The sequence below is a fragment of the Gilliamella sp. B3022 genome, assembly GCF_028751545.1.
GTDB lineage: Bacteria > Pseudomonadota > Gammaproteobacteria > Enterobacterales > Orbaceae > Gilliamella.
The window spans coordinates 1,643,677-1,665,475 of the sequence record NZ_CP071867.1; the positions used below are offsets into that span (position 1 = coordinate 1,643,677).

The following is a 21,799-nucleotide window of genomic DNA, read 5'->3' on the forward strand; positions in this document are numbered from 1 at the left end:
TGATTTAACTGAATATCTGATTATTTGAAAGCAGTAAAAATTATTTTTTATAAATATAATGTTTTACAGGACGGCCAATAGATAAATAAGTCAAATAACTTTCAAGTTCGCCTAATTCTTCTAAATAATCGAGATATTTTTTTAAAGATATCCTTGATAAAGTAATTAGTTTAACAATATTGCTCATTGAAAATTCTTTATTATAGTTAATAATAACCTCTCTAACTTTTTTTAGTGTTTGGCTATCAATACCTTTAGGAAGATTTTTATATTGAATAGTAGGTTTTGCAAAAATCCGATCATCTAACTGATGTTGATTAAGTCTTGTTGAGGATGATAATAAACGAATGCGTTCTTGATATGAAATAAGTGCTATTCTTAATCGCTCAAAAGTAAAAGGTTTAACTATATAATCAATTACTCCTAACCGTAATGCTGTTTGGATATCACTAGCGTTACATGCAGCTGTAACCATTATTATATCAATTTGCGGATAACTAATACGTATATGTTGTAAAAGTTCAAGCCCATTTAGTTTTGGCATAAAGACATCAAGTAAAATGAGATCAATATGGTTATCATGAATAAAATGTAATGCTTGTTCTCCATCATTGACATTAGCAATTAAATTGAAACCTGTGATCATTTGTAAATATTTTTTGTTTAATTCAGCAACCATAGGATCATCTTCAACTATTAAAACTTCAATCATGAATTTCTTTCTCTCTATAGATCTCTTTCAAAGGTAATAATACTTTAAAACAGGCACCTTTTTTATTATCTAAATCACATAATTGAATATAACCATTTAATTCATCAATGCTTGCTAAAACCAAATAAAGTCCAATCCCTCGATTATCCCCTTTAGTTGAATATCCTTTTTGAAAAATATAGTGTGTATCTTCTTCAGAAATACCTTTACCATTATCATTAATTTCCATTTGAAAGGTCTGATTGGATATAATTAAATTCACATCTATCTGTTTTTTATCTAAAAATTGAACTGCATCTAAACCATTATCAATGAGATTACCAAGAATTGTTATCAAACCATGTGTTACAGAGGGATTGGGAATCACTTTTAATTCACCATCAACATTCAAAGATAGACTAACACCTAGTTCTCTCGCCCTGATAAATTTGCTGTTTAAGAAACCAGCAAGAATAGGATCTTTTATTGTTTGACTAATCACATTTGATTCAGCTTGTTTATTACCTATTATTTCCTTCAAGTACTCAATGAGTTCTTGCTTATTATTGTTGCATGCTAAACCATAAATTACATGTAATTTATTGTTGAATTCATGAGATTGAGAACGTAATGCATCGACATACCGATTCACACCGGTAAGATTTTCGGCCAACTGTCGAACCTCAGTCATATCCCGAAACGAAGCAATGGCTCCAACTAATGATTCTCTTACAAACAAAGGTGTCCTATTGGTAAGAATCACAACACCATTAATGTTTTGTTCACAATCATATTGTGCAACACCAGTCATCATGACTTCATATAATCGGGTATTGGGAATAATGTCATCAATTTGATGTCCAATAATATTCTCTTTACTGTTATTAATGCGTAATATGCGCCTTGCTTCATTGTTAATTTGGGTAATAAAGCCTTGACGATTAACCACAACGATACCTTCTTTAACTGTTCTTATAATTGCATTTCTTTCTTCAAATAGCTGCGCCATTTCTAATGGCTCAAGTCCATGTAGGATTTTTTTTATATTACGAGAAAGCAATGAGGCCAAAATGATAGCAATGACTAATGATGCAACCAGTGATAACCAAATTGGTTGACTTGTCTTTGCAGCTAAATGATCAATTTTCTTTAGAGTTTGACCTACCAGTATTCCGCCAATTTGATGATTGTGTTCATTAAAAATAGGGCTAAATGCACGTACAGAGTTACCTAAAGTTCCTTTAGCGATTGATGTGTAAGATTCACCTTTTAATGCTCTTTGTTCATCACCGCCAACAACGAATCGACCTATTTTATTTTTATCAGGATGAGAGTAACGTACACCTTGCATATTGAAAATGACGACAAAATCGACTTGCGTCAATCTTCGGATTTGTTCAGTATTTATTTGAATAAAATCTAGATTTAGTGGGGTTGGGCTTTGCATTTTATCAATAAAATCATTTGAATTTGAAATTATATTAGCTATTTTTTCAACTTGTTGACGCGAATGATCGAAATACTCGTCGTTCACAACATGAATAATGTATATATTTTGTACAATCACTGAAAGTATAAAAACCAAACAAATCAGTGTGATGAGTTTAGCTTTCAGTGTTAATCGATTAAAGAGATACTTCATTTTTATTATTCAATTTTTTAATACCAACATTATTGTTCTAACGTATTAAATACCTACTAACAAAAAAATTATTAGTAGGTGTATTTGAAATAAATTAGATAATTTCAGAATGATCACTACTCTTTAGCTGCATTTTTTACACTTTCTGCAACTATTTTTGCCACATTGGGTTCAAAGGCATTTGGTAAGATACAATCTGCTGACAATTTATCATTAGATACGATGCTCGCTAACCCTTTAGCGGCTGCTAATTGCATTTCCAACGTAATATTTTTGGCTCTCGCATCTAAAGCCCCTCTAAAAATACCAGGAAAAGCAAGTACATTGTTGATTTGGTTTGGATAATCACTACGTCCTGTACCAACAATGTAAGCACCAGCTGCTTTGGCTTCTTCTGGAAAAATTTCAGGTGTTGGATTAGCCATGGCAAAAATAATTGATTTTTCTGCCATTGTAGAAACCCAATCAGGTTTTAACACACCAGGTGCTGAAACACCAATGAACACATCTGCATTTTTTATTGCATCTTGTAAGGTTCCTCGCTGTCTTGAACGATTAGTTCGTTTTGCTATTGCTATATGATGGGAAGGTAAAGAGCTATCATCTTCAGATAAAATTCCTATTTTATCGACAACTTTAAGATCTGTTACCCCAGCTGCTAGTAACATATCTGCAATAGCTAATCCAGCGGCTCCCCCACCATTTATAACTACCTTAGCTGATTCAATACTTTTATTTACAACTTTCAAGGCATTAAATAATGCAGCTAAAACAACAATTGCAGTACCATGCTGGTCATCATGGAAAACAGGAATATCTAAGATTTCTTGGAGACGTTTTTCAATTTCAAAACACCGTGGAGCACTGATGTCTTCAAGATTAATGCCACCAAAGGATGGAGCCAGCGCAGCAATATAATTAACTAGTTCATCAGAATCTTGTGTATTTAAAGATAAGGGAATTGCATCTACATTCGCAAATTGTTTAAATAATATTGCTTTACCTTCCATAACCGGAATAGCTGCTTCTGGTCCAATGTTACCAAGTCCCAATACCGCTGATCCATCGGTAATAACCGCCACTAAATTACGTTTACTCGTATACTCATAAACAGATTCAGGATTTTTTGCGATCTCAGTACAAACTGCTGCCACACCGGGAGTATAAGCAACGCTAAGATCCGACATTGAATTAACCGGTACTTTTGAGTGGATTTCAAATTTACCATGCTTTTGTTTACTGATGGCTAAAGCTTTTTCTTGAACTGTTGTCATAATTATTCCTTTCCAATTTCACTTAAAAAATATCAAATCAATAATTAATATTTTGTTATTGATATTGTATTAATTATTCTTAAAATTATCACTCTCCATTAGTTTATAATATTATGTCATTACATATATAAAGATCTTAATAGTGCTGTAGTACATATCACCATCAAAGCTCCTCCTAATCTTGTTGCAACTTGTGCAAATGGCATTAGGTTCATTCTATTTGCCGTTGACAAAATAGCGACATCACCAGTTCCACCCATACCGCTTTGACATGATGAGATGATTGAGGCTTCGACGGGATACATTTTCAGCAAAAAACTACAGATAAAACCTGTCATTGAAACGGTAAATACTACAGAAATGATTGTGATAAAGTAAGGGATTGTTAGAACATTTACAACACTACCTAAATCAATATATAACAGACCTAAACCTGCCATTAATGGAAAGGTAAAATTACCCGAGATAAATTTATACCATTGCTGACTTCCACGTTCGACACTTTCGGGTAATAAACGAAAATATTTAACAAATGCCGTGGCAATAATCATTAATACGGGACCAGGAAAATGCGTTATCTTTTCTAAAATCATACCAAATATGAACAATGTGGCTAAAATCATCACCGCACCACTCATTGCTCTGGCATCTAATGATGTTTTATCTTCTTTTAATGCATCTGCTAACCCAGCAAATTCGATTTTTACCAGTTGTCCATGTCCACTTAAATGAGGCTTAATTTCACCAATTCGACTCATTATGGCAGTGAAGGTAATTGCAAAAAAGTTACCTACGACTGTTGCAGGAATTAATGCACTCACAAATTTGTCATAATCTTGCTCAAGAATATTACTATAAGCGTTTGAAAGTTGTAATACCCCCTCACCAATTCCTCCCGCCATAACAGGCGAAACAGTATAGAAAAATGCATGTTCCCAAGTGTCACCAAAAGCAACAGCAACACAGACACCAACTAAAGCAGCTAAACACATCCCAAGTAACATCGGAATCATCATACGAATAAAACCGTGTATTAAAATGACTCTATGCATACCTAAAATACTACCACATACTAAGCTGGCAATATAAAAGAGTAGGAAATTAGAATCTTTCATTAACATTTTGACTGCTGTTAAAGTATTCGCATCAAAAACATCGTAATAAACGAATAGTGAAGGTACAATTAAGGACAAAATTGCTGGAGCTCCAAATTTTTTAAAAAAAGGGATATTTTGACCTACAGTTCCTAAAAACCATCCCAATGGTAAAATAACAGCAAATCCTCCAATCAATGTTTTTGGTAACATATCCAATTGGGCTGCAATAATTACAATAATTGAACAAATCACAAAAATGGGTAAGGGAAGCGATCCTACGTAAATTTTATTAATTTCGAAATCCTTTGTCATGTTCATAACTCAACCTTTTTATTGTGAAACTTCTCTTGGGAATTTTAAAACAGTATAATTGTTGACGCAAAATTCAGAAGAATAAGAAATTTATATAACTGATTTTGTAATTAATGTAAGTTATTTAAGTTTTTCAAAATTTTTAAATTTGTTACATCATAGTCAATCAGGAAAAACTATCGAAGTAAGCACTCTTGCACCAACTCAATTTATAAAAAGCGATAAATAATTTTACAACGATATTTGTTGGATTAAGTATGACTAAACCATATTCAATTGGAGGAAGAATTTGACTGGACATGTCAAAAAATATTAATTGGAAATATTGTTGTATTAGCAGAGCATAATTAACATAACCAATAAAAAATCGGTAGTATTATTCAATAAAAAGTATTAAACAAGAATAAAATATAATAGTATAATATTTATATAAAAAAGACGGTAAAAGATACCGCCTTGCATTCACAATAAATGATTTTATTTATATGAATTTGATTAAGGGTTAACCTAATTTTCTACTTTAGTCGCTGCATAAGGCCCATATAAAATTCCATCTGCTTTTATTGGATTGGGAGTAAATAATCGTGCTGTAGCGACTCCAGAAATAGCAACACTGTGATCTCTAACTGTATTCGTAATTTGTGTTATTGCGGCAGAAATTAGAGTTGAAATTAGGCTGTTGCTAGTTTGTTGGTTTTCTAAACTTGACGCTGAAGCAGAGCCAGTCCAAAGAATTTTTTCAGAACGAGCATCGACTAATTTTGCGTCTAATGTTACTCGTGTGTCACTTTGAATGATTTGATAATTTGTTCCATAATTTTGAATATTAATAAATAAAACAGCATCAGGATTAAAAATTTTTCGTATTTTTGCTAAACTAACCGATTGAATCTCATCTGCAACGATTAAGCCATTTTGTTTAAATACTTCATAAGTTAAGTTAACTGGAAAAACATAATACCCAGCTTCAGATAATGGAAATGTTACTTGTGAAAAAACACCAAAGCTGGCACTCAATTCATTTGAATGATTGGTAGGTAATAATACCAATATAGATGCTGGTTTGCTTTCTTTAAATGCGGTGTAATCGTAGCTTCCTTTTTGTGTTGAGCAGCCAACTAGCATAAAAAGTGCCAATAAAGTTCCTAATAGAGCAATAATTTTATTCTTCATTAATTAATGTCCTTGATATTTGTGTTCAACAAACTTAATAAAGTTTTTGGACTCTGGAAAAAGTGATTTTTCTAACTCAAATTGTTCCATAGCTTTATTATTGTTTCCTACAGTTGTATATAACAATCCTAAATGAGCATGTAATCCTGGAGGAATAGGTTTATTGGCTGATTTTGCTTTTTCAATGGTTTTTTCTAGAGCTTTAATTTGTTCAGAATGGCTTGATTTATCTGATAGGTTATAGTTATAAAGATTTTCTTGATAACCCTCCCAATAATAGATTGTTTTCGAGGATTGGCAACCGCTTAATAACAACAAAACTCCTGAAAACAATAAATATGTAATATATTGTTTTTTTAACATTATAATAATCCTTTAATAATTAAAATCTAATTTTTTATTTAGTTGCAGGTTTCCATGCACCGTAATTTATTCCATTAACGAGATTATTAATCGCCTCTCGAATAGCGAGATCTAGTACTTTTCCGTTAAGAGTGGAATCATAACTAGCCTTACCACCAAAACCTATAATTTCACGATTGGATAAACTGTATTCACCTGCTCCTTGCACACTGTAAACCACTTGAGATGTATTAATATCTATGATGTTCAAATTAACTTTAGCATAAGCAATTTGCTGTTTACCTTTTCCAAGAATTCCCCATAACTGATGATCACCCACTTCTTTGCGTCCGAACTCAGTGACATCACCAGAAATAATGTAATTGGCACCAATTATGTTTTGTTTTTGTTTTTTATAATTCGCTTCAGCAGCTAGTTCACCCATATTTGTTCTATCTAATACATTGAAATGATTTGTTTGCTGTAAATGACTGATGAGTAATGTTTTTGATTGATTACCAAGTCTATCAATACCATCTGAAAATATACCATTTTGATAATTTGAACGGTTTTCGAATTTACCTATGGCAATATTGGTTTTTACACCATTATATTGTGAGTTATAACTATTGACTGTTGGGGATACGATGGTTTTTGATGACTCTTGAGCACAACCCATTAATAAACTACTAAAAATAATAATTCCAACTAATTGTTTTTTTTCCATTGCTTATTTTTTCCTTTTATTGCGTAATAAATCTTTAGTAATAAATAATAATATAGTAATTAGAACCATTATCAATAATAATTTAGTCATTATTATTATAATTTAATTAATCGATTGTTAAATTATTTAATATGTTATATAAGTTGGTTTTAATTTTGTGAAACGGATATATCCTTTAAATGAATGCATTACTATGAAATGACATATTTAATGTTAGTTATATTAGCAATAACATAACCATAATCTTGATACGAGTTATTTTTGGAATATGTAAAAATAATCTCAATAAAGAGGAGGGAAGACGGTGGTGTTATCTGATTTACAATAGAAAGTTCATATAATTTAAAACGATAGTTATTAAACTATTAACATATTGCATTGAGTGAATTTATTGTATCACCAAAAATAGTTACCTAATTAAAAAATATACTTAAATGTATACTTAATCTCAAACTTTTTTACAAAATTGTTATGCATGATGACAACATTATTGACGTTCTAAACACTCGTGAATTTTAGCAACTTCTTTATTTAGAGACTCAATAACGAGATCAGGATGAGCTCTTGCAACAGTTTTGATATTTTCAAATCCATCATTTACTGATGAACCAGAATATTGCTGAGCTTGCTTAATATTACTAAATAGATAATTGATATCATTTTTGTTACGAGTCGCAGTTAAAGTATAACTTACAAAATATTTTGAATAATATTGATAATTTGTTACAGCACTAGCAACAACATTATTACCTTCAACAAGTTTTATTGTTTCGCCACCGCTAACAGTGATTGATTGATGATTAGGCATATTGTAATAAGACCACCAATGTGAACCATAATAATTCTCATTAATGAGCACTACTGGACTATTATCAAGTTCTTGAGCGATGCAGAGCGATAATGAAGAGCGAAGTGCGGTGATAGGTTTTGAAATACTGTATTTTTTTAATATATCTATGCCAGACGTGTTTTGACCTATTTCGACTCCCTCAGTTTTATAAATTAACATCATTTTTTGAGAGGTACAGCCAGTTAGCAAAGCAAATATTGTTAAAATCCCAATTAAATTTTTCATGCAACGCCCTTTGTAGAATAAGCCAACTAATTCTAGTTGTTTACCAATTGATTTATTAGTGTCTGTAAAAGCAATAAGAATAATAATCAAAAATAGGTTATTTATTAGCATTAATTCAATAAGATATACTATTAAAATAACAATTTAGATATGAGAGAAAATAGCATTTTTCTCATTATTTTACATCTCTTTACCTCGTAATTTTCGAGATAATTTTTTAAATCCATGGGTGAATTTTTTTATTGCCATCGCCATAACAGGGACTTTGATTTTGATGTTAAAACGTTCTTTTAACTCGATTGCATCATTGGCCTTCGTTAACCAAATAAAACCTGAATTGGTTAAATCAATTGCTTTAATCTTTCCTTCAGGTGTTAAAATAAAATTACCGCCATGTACATCATTTGAAACCAAATTATAACTATGTAATTTTTCAATACAGTTCTTTACTTGAACACCATATTTATTCATTTCTTCCCATTTCAAGGAACGACCTTCCACAAAATTGAATATCATATAGTGACGTTGAGTTTTTTTATCAAAAGCTACCAAGTATAGCTCATAAGCGATGTCACATTTATCAAGTGAAATTTTTGCTAACTTATGAATTAAATTGAAATAAAAATCACCAGTCATCATGGCAATAATACGACGCTCTAAACGCTTCTCTACACCTCCATCGATCTTAAAAATAAATTTGCTTTGATTATGATTTATTAAATAAGTATATCGCTCCAACTTATCACTGGGGTCAAGAAGCTCATGATGTCCTTCTTCTGCCAAAAATTGGTCAAAAAGGTTTAAATAGTTGATTTCATCATTTTGCACATACGCGAACTTTATATCACCGCGTTCGATTTCAATAATGTTTGCAAAGTTATTCAAATTTTAAGTCCCAAGATGTATCAAAAAATTGGTTTATCTTAAACACTATCAAGCATAAAGTAAATGAAACAGTCGATTTTTAAGGTAGGTACAAGTTGATAGACGCAAAGAGATTAGATAATACTCTCAGTGCTTCTATTTTAATATACAAATAAAGTATGTATAAATCTCGTCTCATCAATAACTAATAGTAATGCATTTCTATATACGGGTGAGTACCTAAAAATGTAAATTTTCTAACTTTAAATAGATAACATCATTTTTTCTATAAACGTGAAATTATTCACTTTAATGATGATTCATCACAGATTTATCTTTAATTATTTAAAAAATTTGAGGTAATTTTGTCAACAAATCAACGGTGTTAGGGCAGAAGTTATTGGTGAGATTGTCAAAAGGTAAAAATGTTTACAACCCTGGAATAAGGGATAGATGGATTACCGCCATACGTGTCCCTTGTTTTACAGTGATTAACTTTACTAATGGTTAAGGAGTGAATGTTAAAGTTATTGCTGATATTTAGCGTACCAAGAAATGGTTATTAGTATTCACATGAGTTACTTTTTGATCAATTTTTCATTTTTTATTTATGTTACTAATTCAATAAGAATGCCAAACTATTTTTTCCTCAAAAAAATAAAGGAGATCATTTTGTTTTAAAAATATCAATTTTTATTTTATTGGTTATACTGAAACTCTTTGGACTGTATTACAGCTATTTTAAGGTTGATTTGATTCTAATCTCTTACATTAAAATAAATAAACTAAACTAAACTAAATTAATTGCAAAAACATTAAAAAATGTGGCTTTTGTTTAAGCGTATGTTAATCAGCAAATAAATTGGTTAATGCTTTTGTATACCATTAGTATTGTAAATGTTGAAAATAATTTTGCAGTTACAAATTCCTAAAATTCTTATCAATTTATTAATTAACTTATTGATTAATAGTAGTTAATAATTTCGCTAAGTCTGGAGCGTTTACCACCAATTGTTCTTTTTTCTGTTTGGAAAGTTGTTTTATATGATACTCCAGCTTTAAAGCTGTTGCTTTATCGCCAACATGTAGTTGGTAAACAATACGAAGATCTTTATGACCTTTTAAATATTTAGCACCACTTCCATTTTGATGCTGATGCAAACGCCTAACCACATCGGTTGTGATTCCTGTATATAAAGATTGTTTAGCGGTTCTTATAATATATAGAAACCATGTCACAGTTTTACTTTGCATAATCAATAATGTTGTTACTTATCATTTTGTTCATTAATATGTTCTTAACACATTGACATTAATTGTAAAGGTGGCGCAGTAAGCGCATTTATCTGTTGATTGAATTCTGATAATTGTCGGTGCCAATAATCGACATCGGTTATCCATGAAAAGGCAGTAGGAAAGGCAGGATCTTTCCATCGTTCTACGATCCAAGCTAATTGATGCACCATTCGCATAGTTCGTAAAGGTTCAATTAGTTTGAGTTGTCCTTTATCAAAATTATAAAACTCTTGATACAATTCAATCAATTCTTCTAATTGTAAGCGCTGAGCTTGTTGGTTTCCATATAACAGCATCCAAAGATCTTGAATTGCTGGACCATTACGAGAATCATCAAAATCCACAAGCGTAGCACTATCGCGCCATAAAATATTGCCTGCATGGCAATCAGCATGTAAGCGTATAGGTTGCCAATCAGTATGCCAATATTGTTCAACTGTTTTGATAAGCTTTGCTAATACAGTTTTAAGATCAAGTTGTATATTTTTGGGAATATAGGCCGATGATAATAGGATATCTTGTGGACGATAAAGATACTCTTCAAGTCCAATAATTGGACGGTATGAGAAAGTTTGTGTTGCACCAATTTGATGAATTCGACCAATCAAAGTACCTACCGACTCCATTTGATTTCGATTATCTATCTCATAGGGTCTACCACCAAAACTAGGAAATAAAGCAAACAAATAACCTTGATACTCATGTAATGTATTATTATTATGTGCAATTGGCGATACTACAGGAATATCAGCAAGGTATAGCTGTTCTGTAAACTTGTGTTCTTCGACTATTTGTTCTCGACTCCAACGATGGGGGCGATAAAATTTAGCAACATAACGTTTATGTTCTTCATCGTGAAATTGATAGACGCGATTTTCATAACTATTTAAAGCAGTTAAACCCGAATTTATATAAATGCCAATTGAAGATAAACTCTTGACAATAAGATCGGGTGATAAAAATTGAAATGAAAATGCTGAACTATCCATTGAATGATTCCTCTCGTTATTGTTGATTAAACCATTCATCTAATTTTTGTTTTAACGCTTCAAGTCCTACTCGTTTAGGAGAGGAAAAAGGCGTGACAGTAATATCACCTTGGAAAGGTAAAATAGCCTCTTTTACCATATTGACCTGTTTTTTAACTGCACCAGAAGCAAGTTTATCCGCTTTAGTGAGTAATAACATGACTGGGATTTCTACTGAAACTGCCCAATGAATCATCTGTTGATCTAAATCTTTTAGAGGATGTCTTATATCCATTAAAACCACTAATCCCAATAAACTTTCGCGTTTTTGTAAATATTCTCCTAGTGATTTTTGCCATTGACGTTTTATTGCTTCAGGAACCTGAGCATAACCATAACCCGGTAAGTCCACTAATCGGCAATTTGTTTCTACCTCAAAAAGGTTGATTAATTGTGTCCGTCCCGGTGTTTTACTTGTACGAGCTAAAGACTTCTGGTTGGTTAATGTGTTGAGTGCACTGGATTTACCTGCATTCGATCTGCCAGCAAATGCTACTTCTACACCACTGTCACTTGGTAAATGAGAAATATCAGGTGCACTTAAGATAAAATGTGTTTTTGCATAATTTAATGGACGAATATCAGTCATAAAAAGTATCCTTTAAATGCTATAATGGCACTTAATTGATTTAAATGCCGCTACTGTATAGAAAAACTCAGGCATTGACAACTTTTTCGACTGCTTTTGTAAATCGTATCATACCTTCTTGAATTTCTTCTTCCGAGATAATTAATGAAGGAGTAAAACGTAATACGTTAGATCCAGCATTTAATATCATTACTTTAAATTCTGTTGCAACGTTTAAAAAGTCTCGAGCTTTGTTATGGAACTCTGGTTGTAGTTCTGCGCCTAATAATAGACCTTTACCACGATATTCTCGAAATACTTTATATCTATCATTAATCTTTTCAAGTTGTTCAATAAAGATTGCACGTCGTTTTTGCACCCCTTCTAAAACTTCTGTTGTGTTAATGATATCAAATGCTTCACAACCAACAGCACAAGCTAAAGGATTACCGCCATAAGTTGTACCATGGACACCAGGATGCATTATTGTAGCAATGTCTTCTGTTGTTAGCATGGCACTAATTGGAAATCCACCGCCCAGCGCTTTGGCAGAAGTCAAAATATCCGGTGTTACATCATATTGTTGATAAGTATATAAACTTCCTGTTCGACCCATTCCACATTGAACCTCATCAAAAATAAGCAAAGCATTATATTTATTACAAAGTTCGCGAACACCTTTTAAAAACTCCACTGAAGCGCAAGTTAATCCTCCTTCACCTTGTACAGGTTCTAGCACGACAGCACAGGTATGATCATCTATCACTGCTTTTACTGCATCAAAATTATTAAATGGAACATGAATAATGTCAGCAGGTTTTGGACCAAAACCATCTGAATATTTAGCTTGACCGCCTACAGACACGGTAAAAAATGTTCGTCCATGAAAGGATTGATGAAAGGCGATAATTTTGGTTTTATAAGGATTGTATTTTTCGATAGCATAATACCGAGCCAATTTAAAAGCCGCTTCATTTGCTTCAGCTCCTGAATTGGCAAAAAAAACACGATCAGCAAAAGTATTATCAATTAGTTTTTGTGCTAAATTTAATGCGGGTTCGTTGGTGAAAACATTACTAACATGCCATATTTTTTCACTTTGCTCATGCAACGCTTTAACTAATTTTGGATGGCAATGACCTAGGGCATTGACTGCTATGCCACCAGCAAAATCAATGTATTCTTCACCATTCTGATCCCATACTCGGCTGCCTTGCCCTTTAACAGGTATAAATTGGGCTGGGGCATAAACAGGTAAAATGACCTTATCAAAGAGTTGGCGTGTGATTTTTGCTTGCATTGTTAAGTCCTGATCTATTTTTATTGAATGGAATATCGTTTATTTTATGCTAATTAATTTTTGAGTAAAGTAAATAATTATTCAAATATAATGAATTAATATTCATATGTAAAAAATATTTAAATTTAAAACCTATTCATTAATTTGCTTCTTTTCTATAATTATTTTCAGGTATAATCAAATTATGTTGGTTAATTGCACTTAAAAGAGTTAAAAATGAGTCGTATTATTTATTGCCATTATTTAAAAAAAGAAGCAGATGGTTTAGATTTTCAGCTTTATCCAGGTGAACTTGGTAAGCGTATTTTCAATGAAATATCAAAACTTGCATGGCAAGAATGGCTCAAAAAGCAAACTATGTTAATTAACGAAAATAAACTTAATATGATGAATCCTGAGCATCGTAAACAAATTGAAACGGAAATGGTTAAATTTTTATTTGAAGGTGAAGAGATTGTTATTAATGGATATAAACCCCAAAACTGAGGTATAACATGAAAAACAATAAAAATATCATTATCTTATTTATAGCGGTAAGTCTTTTAAATGGATGTTCAGGTAATAATTCAGCTAAAGAAAATGAAGATTTTTATATTAAAGATACTAATGCCTTCAATATTTTAATTAGTCAATATGCAAATAATATAGAAGAAATTTGGGGACCGCAGGAAGTCCTTATTGCTGGTCCAAAAGATTATGTTCAGTATGAAGATAACTTGCAAACTCGAGTTCATATCAACTTCGTTTCTGGGGTGATAACCATTGAAACTTTATCCGATTTACCCATAGAATCTTTGAAAGAAGCAATAGTTTCAACACTATTAATGCCTGAACCGGTTGATATCATCCGTTATGATAAATTTAATCAAAATTTGTCACAAGAACCTTTTTTATATAATCAGGTTTTAGATCAAGAACAACAACCCATTCGTTGGAGTGGTCGAGCAAATAATTTTGCTGATTATGTGCTTGCTAATAACTTGAAAGTTCGCTCATCAGGAATGCATAAAATTACTTATGTTGAAATCAAATTGGTCCCTAATCACATTAGTGAACGGGCAAGAAAATTCTTACCATTAGTGACGGAAGCTTCAAACCGCTATTTCATTGATGAAAGGTTGATTCTAGCAATTATGGAAGTCGAGTCTGCTTTTAACCCTTATGCTGTAAGTCGTTCAGATGCGCTTGGATTAATGCAAGTACAGCAGCATACCGCTGGACGGGATATTTTTCAATTACGTGGTAAGTCTGGAGAACCGAGTCGAAAATATTTACTGGATCCACATAATAATGTCGATATGGGTACAGCTTACTTATCATTATTAAAAACAAAATATTTGGCTGGTATTAATAATCCCATATCTTTAAGGTATGCAATGATTACTTCTTATAATGGTGGGGCAGGTAGTGTATTGCGCACGTTTTCTAATGATCGGGTTCGAGCAATTGATATTATTAATTCAATGACGCCACAACAAGTTTTTCGAAAATTAGTCACGTCACATGTCTCTCAGGAATCACGTAACTATCTGATAAAAGTGAGTAATATATTAGATAACAGATAAAATTAAGTTAAATAATACTAGCTATTACAAATAAAATAAGAAACAAGAAATAGGGGTATTGTTTTATTGGAAGTAATATCTTTAAAAAAATAAGATTTTTAAAATTTAAAAATTTTTTAATAAAAAAAAACGTGATCTACTTCAAATTTTGAGTATACTATGCGTCTCATAAAACCCTAGTTTTTTTGAGGATGTTAGTTTGAGTACCGATAAACTTGTGGATTCATATTCCCCCGCACAAATGACACAAATTGCTGAAGACCTCGGCAACTACAAATTAAGTAAACACCCATATAGTACTATTTTATCTGCGATTATCGCAGGCGTGTTTATTTCTATTGCTTTCGTATTTTATATTACTGTAACAACTGGCACTGCAACGGTTGCTTTTGGTTTAGCTAAACTAGTTGGTGGCATCTGTTTCTCATTAGGATTAATGTTAGTAGTCTGTTGTGGTGCAGATCTCTTTACTTCAACTGTATTGACGATTTTACCAAAAATGACTCATAAAGTTAGTTGGACAAAAATGATCCGTAATTGGATTTTAGTCTATATTGGTAACTTTATTGGTGCTATACTGTTTGTAACAGTTATTTGGTGTTCTGGTCAATATATGGTAGCTAACGGAATGTGGGGTTTAAATGTCCTACAAACAGCAGATCATAAGTTACACCATACTTTTATTGAAGCCGTCTTTCTTGGTTTATTGGCTAATTTGATGGTTTGCTTGGCAGCTTGGTTAAGTTATGCTGGACGTAGCTTACTTGATAAAATGTTAATTATGGTTTTACCTGTAGCAATGTTCGTTGCAAGCGGTTTTGAGCATAGTATTGCAAACATGTTTATGATTCCTATGGGAATTGTAATTAATAACTTTGCATCTCCTGAGTTTTGGACTGCAGTAGGGGTATCGCCAGATACATTTAAAGAACTGACTGTAGAGCATTTTGTTTTAAATAATTTAATTCCTGTAACAATTGGAAATATTTTAGGTGGTTTAGCTGTAGCGCTACCATATTGGGCTTTATATTTGCGTAAACCACATTGATTTTATGATATTTATCCTCATATAGGAGAGGGTAAATAGATATTTTTGTAAACCTGAGGTTAATAATTATGAGTAATTTAAACGAAGTACAAGCAAAGGCTTGGAAAGGATTTAAAGAAGGTGATTGGCAAAATAATGTCAATGTTCGTGATTTCATTCAAACGAATTATACACCTTATGAGGGTGATGAATCTTTCTTAGCTGGCGCTACAGATGCAACCACTAAATTGTGGGAAAAAGTGATGGAAGGCATCAAATTTGAAAACTCCACTCATACACCAGTTGATTTTGATACGAGTGTAATTTCCACTATTACTGCTCATGATGCGGGTTACATCGAAAAAGATTTAGAGAAGATTGTCGGTTTACAAACTGAAAAACCATTAAAACGTGCTATTATTCCGTTTGGTGGTATCAAGATGATTGAAAACTCTTGTAAAGCTTACGATAGAACTTTAGATCCACTAGTCAAAAAAATCTTTACTGAATATCGTAAAACTCACAATCAAGGTGTGTTTGATATTTATACTCCAGATATCCTTCGTTGTCGTAAATCAGGCGTTATTACTGGTCTTCCTGATGCGTATGGCCGTGGTCGTATCATTGGTGACTACCGTCGTGTGGCACTTTACGGTATTGATTACTTAATGCAAGATAAATATGCTCAATTTACTTCATTACAAGCTGACTTTGAAAATGGTGTTGATTTACCAATGACGATGCAACGTCGTGAAGAAATTGCTGAGCAACATCGTGCACTTGGTCAAATTAAAGAAATGGCTGCAAAATATGGTTTTGATATTTCAGCACCAGCAACAACTGCACAAGAAGCTGTTCAATGGACTTATTTTGGTTACTTAGCTGCGGTTAAATCTCAAAATGGTGCGGCAATGTCATTAGGTCGTACTTCGACGTTCTTTGATATTTACTTCCAACGTGATTTAGAAGCTGGTTTAATCACTGAGCAAGAAGCACAAGAAATCGTCGACCATTTCGTGATGAAATTACGTATGGTTCGTTTCTTACGTACACCTGAATATGATGAATTATTCTCTGGCGATCCAATTTGGGCAACTGAATCTATTGCTGGTATGGGTGTTGATGGTCGTACTTTAGTAACTAAGACATCTTTTCGTTTCTTAAATACTTTATATACAATGGGTCCATCACCGGAACCAAACATGACTATCCTTTGGTCTGAACACTTACCAAGTGGATTTAAAGAATTTGCATCTAAAGTATCAATTGATACTTCATCATTACAATATGAAAATGATGATTTAATGCGTCCTGACTTTAATAATGATGACTATGCAATTGCATGTTGTGTAAGCCCAATGATCGTTGGTAAACAAATGCAATTTTTTGGTGCTCGTGCTAACCTTGCAAAAACTCTTCTATACGCAATCAATGGTGGTGTGGATGAAAAATTAAAAATGCAAGTTGGTCCTAAAGAAGAGCCAATCACTGACGAATATCTTGATTTTGACAAAGTGTTCGCTCGTTTAGATCACTTTATGGATTGGTTAGCGAAACAATACGTAACGGCTTTAAATGCTATTCATTATATGCACGATAAATACAGCTATGAAGCGTCATTAATGGCGTTGCATGACCGTGATGTTATTCGTACTATGGCTTGTGGTATTGCTGGTTTATCTGTTGCTGCTGACTCATTATCTGCAATTAAATACGCAAAAGTAAAAACGATTCGTGATGAAGATGGTTTAGCAACTGATTTTGAAATCGAAGGTGAATATCCACAATTCGGTAACAATGATCCGCGTGTAGATGATATTGCTGTTGATTTAGTTGAACGTTTCATGAAGAAAATTCAAAAACTTAAAACTTATCGTAATGCAATTCCTACTCAGTCAGTATTAACCATTACTTCAAATGTTGTATATGGTAAGAAAACTGGTAATACTCCAGACGGTCGTCGTGCTGGTGCGCCATTTGGACCAGGTGCTAACCCAATGCATGGACGAGACCAAAAAGGTGCTGTTGCTTCATTAACATCTGTTGCTAAACTTCCATTTGCTTACGCTAAAGATGGCATTTCATATACTTTCTCTATCGTTCCAAATGCATTAGGTAAAGATGATGATGCACGCAAACGTAACCTAGCAGGTTTAATGGATGGTTATTTCCACCATGAAGCTACTGTTGAAGGTGGTCAACATTTAAATGTGAACGTATTAAATCGCGAAACTTTATTAGATGCGATGGAACATCCTGAAAAATATCCACAATTAACAATTCGTGTTTCTGGATATGCAGTACGTTTCAATTCATTAACTAAAGAGCAACAAAAAGACGTTATTACACGTACTTTCACTCAATCAATGTAATTTAGTTAATTGAACAACTAAACTTAAAATAGCGCCTTAAAGGCGCTATTTTTTTATTAAATAGAAAAATAGTTGCTTTAAAGTTAACAAAATCATAGTGCAGCAAGAATAATGAGATATTGTTGTTCTTTTGTATAATTTAGTTAAATACACATCATATCAATTAATGCAATTGGTGTAAGCAAAGTATTATCTGAGTTAAAATAAGAATGAAAAGTATAAAGCAAAAAGCAATGTGAGTAATTATTAGAGAATATGTATGGAACAAAATATTATTATGACAACGAAACAACCTATAAAAGGTCGTATTCATTCTTTTGAATCCTTTGGTACTGTTGATGGTCCTGGAATTCGCTTCATTGTTTTTTTTCAAGGCTGTTTAATGCGTTGTTTGTATTGCCATAATCGTGATACATGGGATTTGAAAGCTGGGCGAGAAGTCACTGTTGAAGAACTGATGAAAGAAATTGTTTCTTATAAAAGTTTTATTATCCCTAATGGTGGCGGTGTTACAGCATCAGGTGGCGAGGCTACCTTGCAATCTGAATTTATCACTGAATGGTTTAAAGCCTGCCATAAAGAAGGTATTAGTACATGTTTAGATACTAATGGTTATGCGAGGCAGTTAGACCAAACGGTTGATGAGCTTTTAGAGGTAACAGATTTAGTAATGCTTGATTTGAAGCAAATCAATGATGAAATTCATCAAAAACTTGTCGGAGTATCTAATAAACGTGTGCTTGAATTTGCCAAACACCTCCAAAAAATTAATAAACGGACTTGGATTCGATACGTAGTTGTTCCTGGGTGGACAGATGACGATAACTCAGCACATTTGCTTGGTAAATTTATTGAAGGTATGAATAATATAGAACGAGTGGAATTACTTCCTTATCATAAAATGGGCGCTTATAAATGGGATACCATGGGCGATGAATACAAACTACAAGGCGTAGAAGCTCCGCCTCGTGAAACACTTGACAGAATTCAAGCAATTATAGAAAGTTATGGTCAACCAGTAACATTCAGCAAATAGTTAACTATCCATTGTTAATAGGCTCCTATTATGGTGCCTATTGGCAGTTATTTCAATTTTTTGCGCTTTACTGTACGTAATAGATAAATACTACCTTCTAATGCTAAAACACATACAGATAACCAAATAAGTCCATATGGTACAACCTGCTCTTTAGAAACAGATTCATGTAAAAATAACACCGATACAAGAGTAAGCAGTACTGGCTCTACATATCCGAGCAATCCAAATAATCCAAGCGGTAACAACTGTCTAGCAACAAAATACATGGCAAAAGCAATGGCTGTAATGATACCTAGCATTGGAATAAAAATATGAAAGTGAGATAGATCACTTATAATCTGATTTAAAGAGTAATGCAAATTAAAATAAATGAGGCAGCCAACAAAGATAAAAAAGAAATCTGAAAATGTCCCTGAAATGCCTTCTATTTGTAATTTACGGCGTGTCATAAAGTAAATTGGGTAACCCAATGCAATAACCGCTGTTTCCCACGAAAAAGCGCCAGTTATATAAATTTCTAAAACAACACCTATGCAGGCTAGCAGAATTGCTACTTTTCGAAAAATACTCAGTTTTTCTTTATAGAATATTTGTCCAAAAACGACCATCGTTAATGGCAGTAAAAAATAGCCTAGTGAAGCTGATAATCCATGACCATTGATCGGAGCCCAAATAAAAATCAACATTTGGATGGTCAATAGAAATGAAGAAAATATGAGACCGATTAAAATCAAGGGTTGTTGTTTAATCCGAACAAATAGATTGATAATTGCTGACCCTTGTTTTTCGACAATAATTAGAAAAATTATTGCAGGAAAGGAGGTTAATAATCGCCAGCAAAAGATATCAATAACGGACAGTGGTTGTAATAGAACAGGGTAGTAATATAGTAAACCAAAAAGACATGATGCAAATATTGAAAGCGCAACGCCCTTTATCATTTTTTCACCTTTATTAATAAAAAATAGCGCTAATTATTAGCGCTATTATCTATATGTAATGAAAGCCGGACAAATTTTATTTATCCAATTATCTCTACACCATTCATATAAGGTACTAGTACGGACGGAATTTTAATTTTTCCATCAGCTTGCTGATAGTTTTCCAAAATTGCAACTAACGTGCGCCCTACAGCTAAACCAGAGCCATTTAACGTATGTACTAAATAAGTTTTATTATCAGCTTTATTACGATAACGTGCTTGCATACGACGAGCTTGGAAATCCCACATATTCGAACAAGAAGAAATTTCACGGTAAGTATTTTGTGCCGGTACCCATACTTCAAGATCATATGTTTTACATGATCCAAAGCCCATATCACCTGCACATAATACAATTTTGCGATATGGTAATTCTAATAATTGTAAAACTTTTTCTGCGTGTGCGGTTAATTCTTCTAAAGCTTTCATTGATTCTTCGGGTTTAACAATTTGGACTAATTCTACTTTGTCAAATTGATGCATACGGATTAAACCACGAGTGTCTTTACCGTAAGAGCCAGCTTCAGAACGGAAGCATGGGGTATGCGCGGTCATTTTTAGAGGTAACACACTTTCATCAAGAATCTCGTCACGTACCAAATTAGTTACTGGTACTTCAGCAGTTGGAATTAGGGCATAATTACTGCTTTCTGATTCTTCATCAAGCGGTTTTGTGTGAAATAAGTCATCTGCAAATTTTGGTAATTGTCCGGTACCGTACAAAGTAGTTTGATTGACAAGGTAGGGCACATAAACTTCAGCATAACCATGTTTCTCTGTATGAAGATCTAACATAAATTGTGTGATAGCACGATGTAGGCGAGCTATCTGTGACTTCATAACAACAAAACGTGAACCAGTAAGTTTTACACCTGCAGCAAAGTCGAGCCCCCCTAAACGTTCACCTAATGCAACATGATCTTGTATTGGAAAGTCAAATATTCTTGGAGTTCCAAAGCGAGAAATTTCGACGTTGTCGTTTTCATCTTTACCATCAGGTACAGAATCATCAGGAGTATTCGGAATCGTAGAGGTAATATCTTTGATTTTAGTTAATAAGGTTTCAAGCTCAGCTTTAGCATTATTCAGTTTTTCACCGATTTTATTAACTTCTTCACGTACAGCTGTAATGTCTTCGCCTCGAGCCTTAGCTTCACCAATAGCTTTAGAACGAGCATTACGCTGCGCTTGTAAGCTTTCAGTTTCAATTTGCAGTACTTTGCGTTTTTCTTCTAGTTGACTAATAGTATCAACATCTAGTTTAAATCCACGGCGAGCTAATTTTTTAGCGACAACATTTAATTCATTTCGGAGTAAATTCGGGTCCAACATAAATAACGTCCATTCTTATTAATAAGGAAATATCTTTCTACTTTAATTATTATTCTAATACAGTTAACAAAACATATAAATCAAAAAGTAGAT

20 protein-coding genes are annotated in these 21,799 nt (G+C 32.9%); 5 read left to right on the forward strand and 15 right to left on the reverse strand.

From position 1 onward, the window contains the following. Positions 1-40: 40 nt before the first annotated feature. The 13 genes from J4T76_RS07425 to J4T76_RS07485 all read right to left on the reverse strand — a co-directional run bounded on the left by J4T76_RS07425 (position 41) and on the right by J4T76_RS07485 (position 13,389). A complete protein-coding gene (locus J4T76_RS07425; protein ID WP_267339889.1) occupies positions 41-712 on the reverse strand; it encodes a response regulator in 672 nt (223 codons plus the stop codon). Next, positions 705-2,333 carry a DcuS/MalK family sensor histidine kinase gene (gene dcuS / locus J4T76_RS07430; RefSeq protein WP_267345350.1) on the reverse strand — a complete coding sequence of 543 codons (1,629 nt, stop codon included), beginning with the start codon at positions 2,331-2,333 and terminating at the stop codon, positions 705-707. Before dcuS ends, J4T76_RS07425 begins: the two co-directional genes overlap by 8 nt. A 116-nt stretch (positions 2,334-2,449) precedes the next feature. Then, positions 2,450-3,607, reverse strand: coding sequence for an NAD(P)-dependent malic enzyme (locus tag J4T76_RS07435; RefSeq protein WP_267339885.1), 1,158 nt, complete (start codon positions 3,605-3,607; stop codon positions 2,450-2,452). A gap of 119 nt (positions 3,608-3,726) precedes the next feature. After that, on the reverse strand, positions 3,727-5,022 hold the full coding sequence (locus J4T76_RS07440) for a 2-hydroxycarboxylate transporter family protein (protein ID WP_267355559.1): 1,296 nt from the start codon (positions 5,020-5,022) through the stop codon (positions 3,727-3,729). Between the two features lie 501 nt (positions 5,023-5,523). Then, positions 5,524-6,189, reverse strand: coding sequence for a DUF799 domain-containing protein (locus J4T76_RS07445; RefSeq protein ID WP_267339883.1), 666 nt, complete (start codon positions 6,187-6,189; stop codon positions 5,524-5,526). Positions 6,190-6,192: 3 nt separating this feature from the next. Then, the gene (locus J4T76_RS07450) at positions 6,193-6,552 is read right to left on the reverse strand and encodes a DUF4810 domain-containing protein (protein WP_267355562.1); all 360 of its coding nucleotides are present in this window, start codon (positions 6,550-6,552) and stop codon (positions 6,193-6,195) included. Positions 6,553-6,586: 34 nt separating this feature from the next. Beyond that, a complete protein-coding gene (locus J4T76_RS07455; protein WP_267339880.1) occupies positions 6,587-7,258 on the reverse strand; it encodes a CsgG/HfaB family protein in 672 nt (223 codons plus the stop codon). Between the two features lie 487 nt (positions 7,259-7,745). Further along, the gene (locus tag J4T76_RS07460; protein ID WP_267339879.1) at positions 7,746-8,333 is read right to left on the reverse strand and encodes a hypothetical protein; all 588 of its coding nucleotides are present in this window, start codon (positions 8,331-8,333) and stop codon (positions 7,746-7,748) included. A gap of 180 nt (positions 8,334-8,513) precedes the next feature. Continuing rightward, positions 8,514-9,218, reverse strand: coding sequence for a lipopolysaccharide core heptose(II) kinase RfaY (locus J4T76_RS07465; RefSeq protein WP_267345348.1), 705 nt, complete (start codon positions 9,216-9,218; stop codon positions 8,514-8,516). A gap of 936 nt (positions 9,219-10,154) precedes the next feature. Further along, the gene (locus tag J4T76_RS07470; RefSeq protein WP_267339875.1) at positions 10,155-10,451 is read right to left on the reverse strand and encodes a GIY-YIG nuclease family protein; all 297 of its coding nucleotides are present in this window, start codon (positions 10,449-10,451) and stop codon (positions 10,155-10,157) included. Between the two features lie 44 nt (positions 10,452-10,495). Continuing rightward, a complete protein-coding gene (locus tag J4T76_RS07475) occupies positions 10,496-11,482 on the reverse strand; it encodes a serine/threonine protein kinase (protein WP_267339874.1) in 987 nt (328 codons plus the stop codon). A gap of 16 nt (positions 11,483-11,498) precedes the next feature. Beyond that, positions 11,499-12,110 carry a ribosome biogenesis GTP-binding protein YihA/YsxC gene (gene yihA / locus J4T76_RS07480; protein ID WP_416380537.1) on the reverse strand — a complete coding sequence of 204 codons (612 nt, stop codon included), beginning with the start codon at positions 12,108-12,110 and terminating at the stop codon, positions 11,499-11,501. Positions 12,111-12,177: 67 nt separating this feature from the next. Beyond that, positions 12,178-13,389 (reverse strand): aspartate aminotransferase family protein, encoded by a 1,212-nt coding sequence (locus tag J4T76_RS07485; RefSeq protein WP_267339873.1) that lies wholly within the window; start codon positions 13,387-13,389, stop codon positions 12,178-12,180. Positions 13,390-13,605: 216 nt separating this feature from the next. Here J4T76_RS07485 and J4T76_RS07490 point away from each other — a divergent pair, with 216 nt between their 5' ends. The 5 genes from J4T76_RS07490 (at position 13,606) to pflA (ending at position 19,389) form a co-directional block, all read left to right on the forward strand. Further along, positions 13,606-13,875, forward strand: a complete 270-nt coding sequence (locus J4T76_RS07490; RefSeq protein ID WP_267355566.1) for an oxidative damage protection protein — start codon at positions 13,606-13,608, stop codon at positions 13,873-13,875. Between the two features lie 8 nt (positions 13,876-13,883). After that, positions 13,884-14,954, forward strand: a complete 1,071-nt coding sequence (gene mltC / locus J4T76_RS07495) for a membrane-bound lytic murein transglycosylase MltC (protein WP_267339870.1) — start codon at positions 13,884-13,886, stop codon at positions 14,952-14,954. 199 nt (positions 14,955-15,153) lie between these two features. After that, positions 15,154-16,002 carry a formate transporter FocA gene (focA, locus tag J4T76_RS07500; RefSeq protein WP_267339868.1) on the forward strand — a complete coding sequence of 283 codons (849 nt, stop codon included), beginning with the start codon at positions 15,154-15,156 and terminating at the stop codon, positions 16,000-16,002. Between the two features lie 68 nt (positions 16,003-16,070). After that, on the forward strand, positions 16,071-18,353 hold the full coding sequence (pflB, locus tag J4T76_RS07505) for a formate C-acetyltransferase (RefSeq protein WP_267339867.1): 2,283 nt from the start codon (positions 16,071-16,073) through the stop codon (positions 18,351-18,353). A 259-nt stretch (positions 18,354-18,612) separates the two neighbouring features. Continuing rightward, positions 18,613-19,389 carry a pyruvate formate lyase 1-activating protein gene (pflA, locus tag J4T76_RS07510; RefSeq protein WP_267339866.1) on the forward strand — a complete coding sequence of 259 codons (777 nt, stop codon included), beginning with the start codon at positions 18,613-18,615 and terminating at the stop codon, positions 19,387-19,389. A gap of 47 nt (positions 19,390-19,436) precedes the next feature. Here the strand turns inward: pflA and rarD are convergent, their stop codons facing one another. Together rarD and serS are read right to left on the reverse strand one after the other, a co-directional pair. Further along, a complete protein-coding gene (rarD, locus tag J4T76_RS07515) occupies positions 19,437-20,333 on the reverse strand; it encodes an EamA family transporter RarD (RefSeq protein ID WP_267345343.1) in 897 nt (298 codons plus the stop codon). 80 nt (positions 20,334-20,413) lie between these two features. Next, positions 20,414-21,706: a serine--tRNA ligase gene (serS, locus tag J4T76_RS07520; protein ID WP_267339863.1), complete on the reverse strand. Its 1,293-nt coding sequence runs from the start codon at positions 21,704-21,706 to the stop codon at positions 20,414-20,416. Positions 21,707-21,799: the final 93 nt, after the last annotated feature.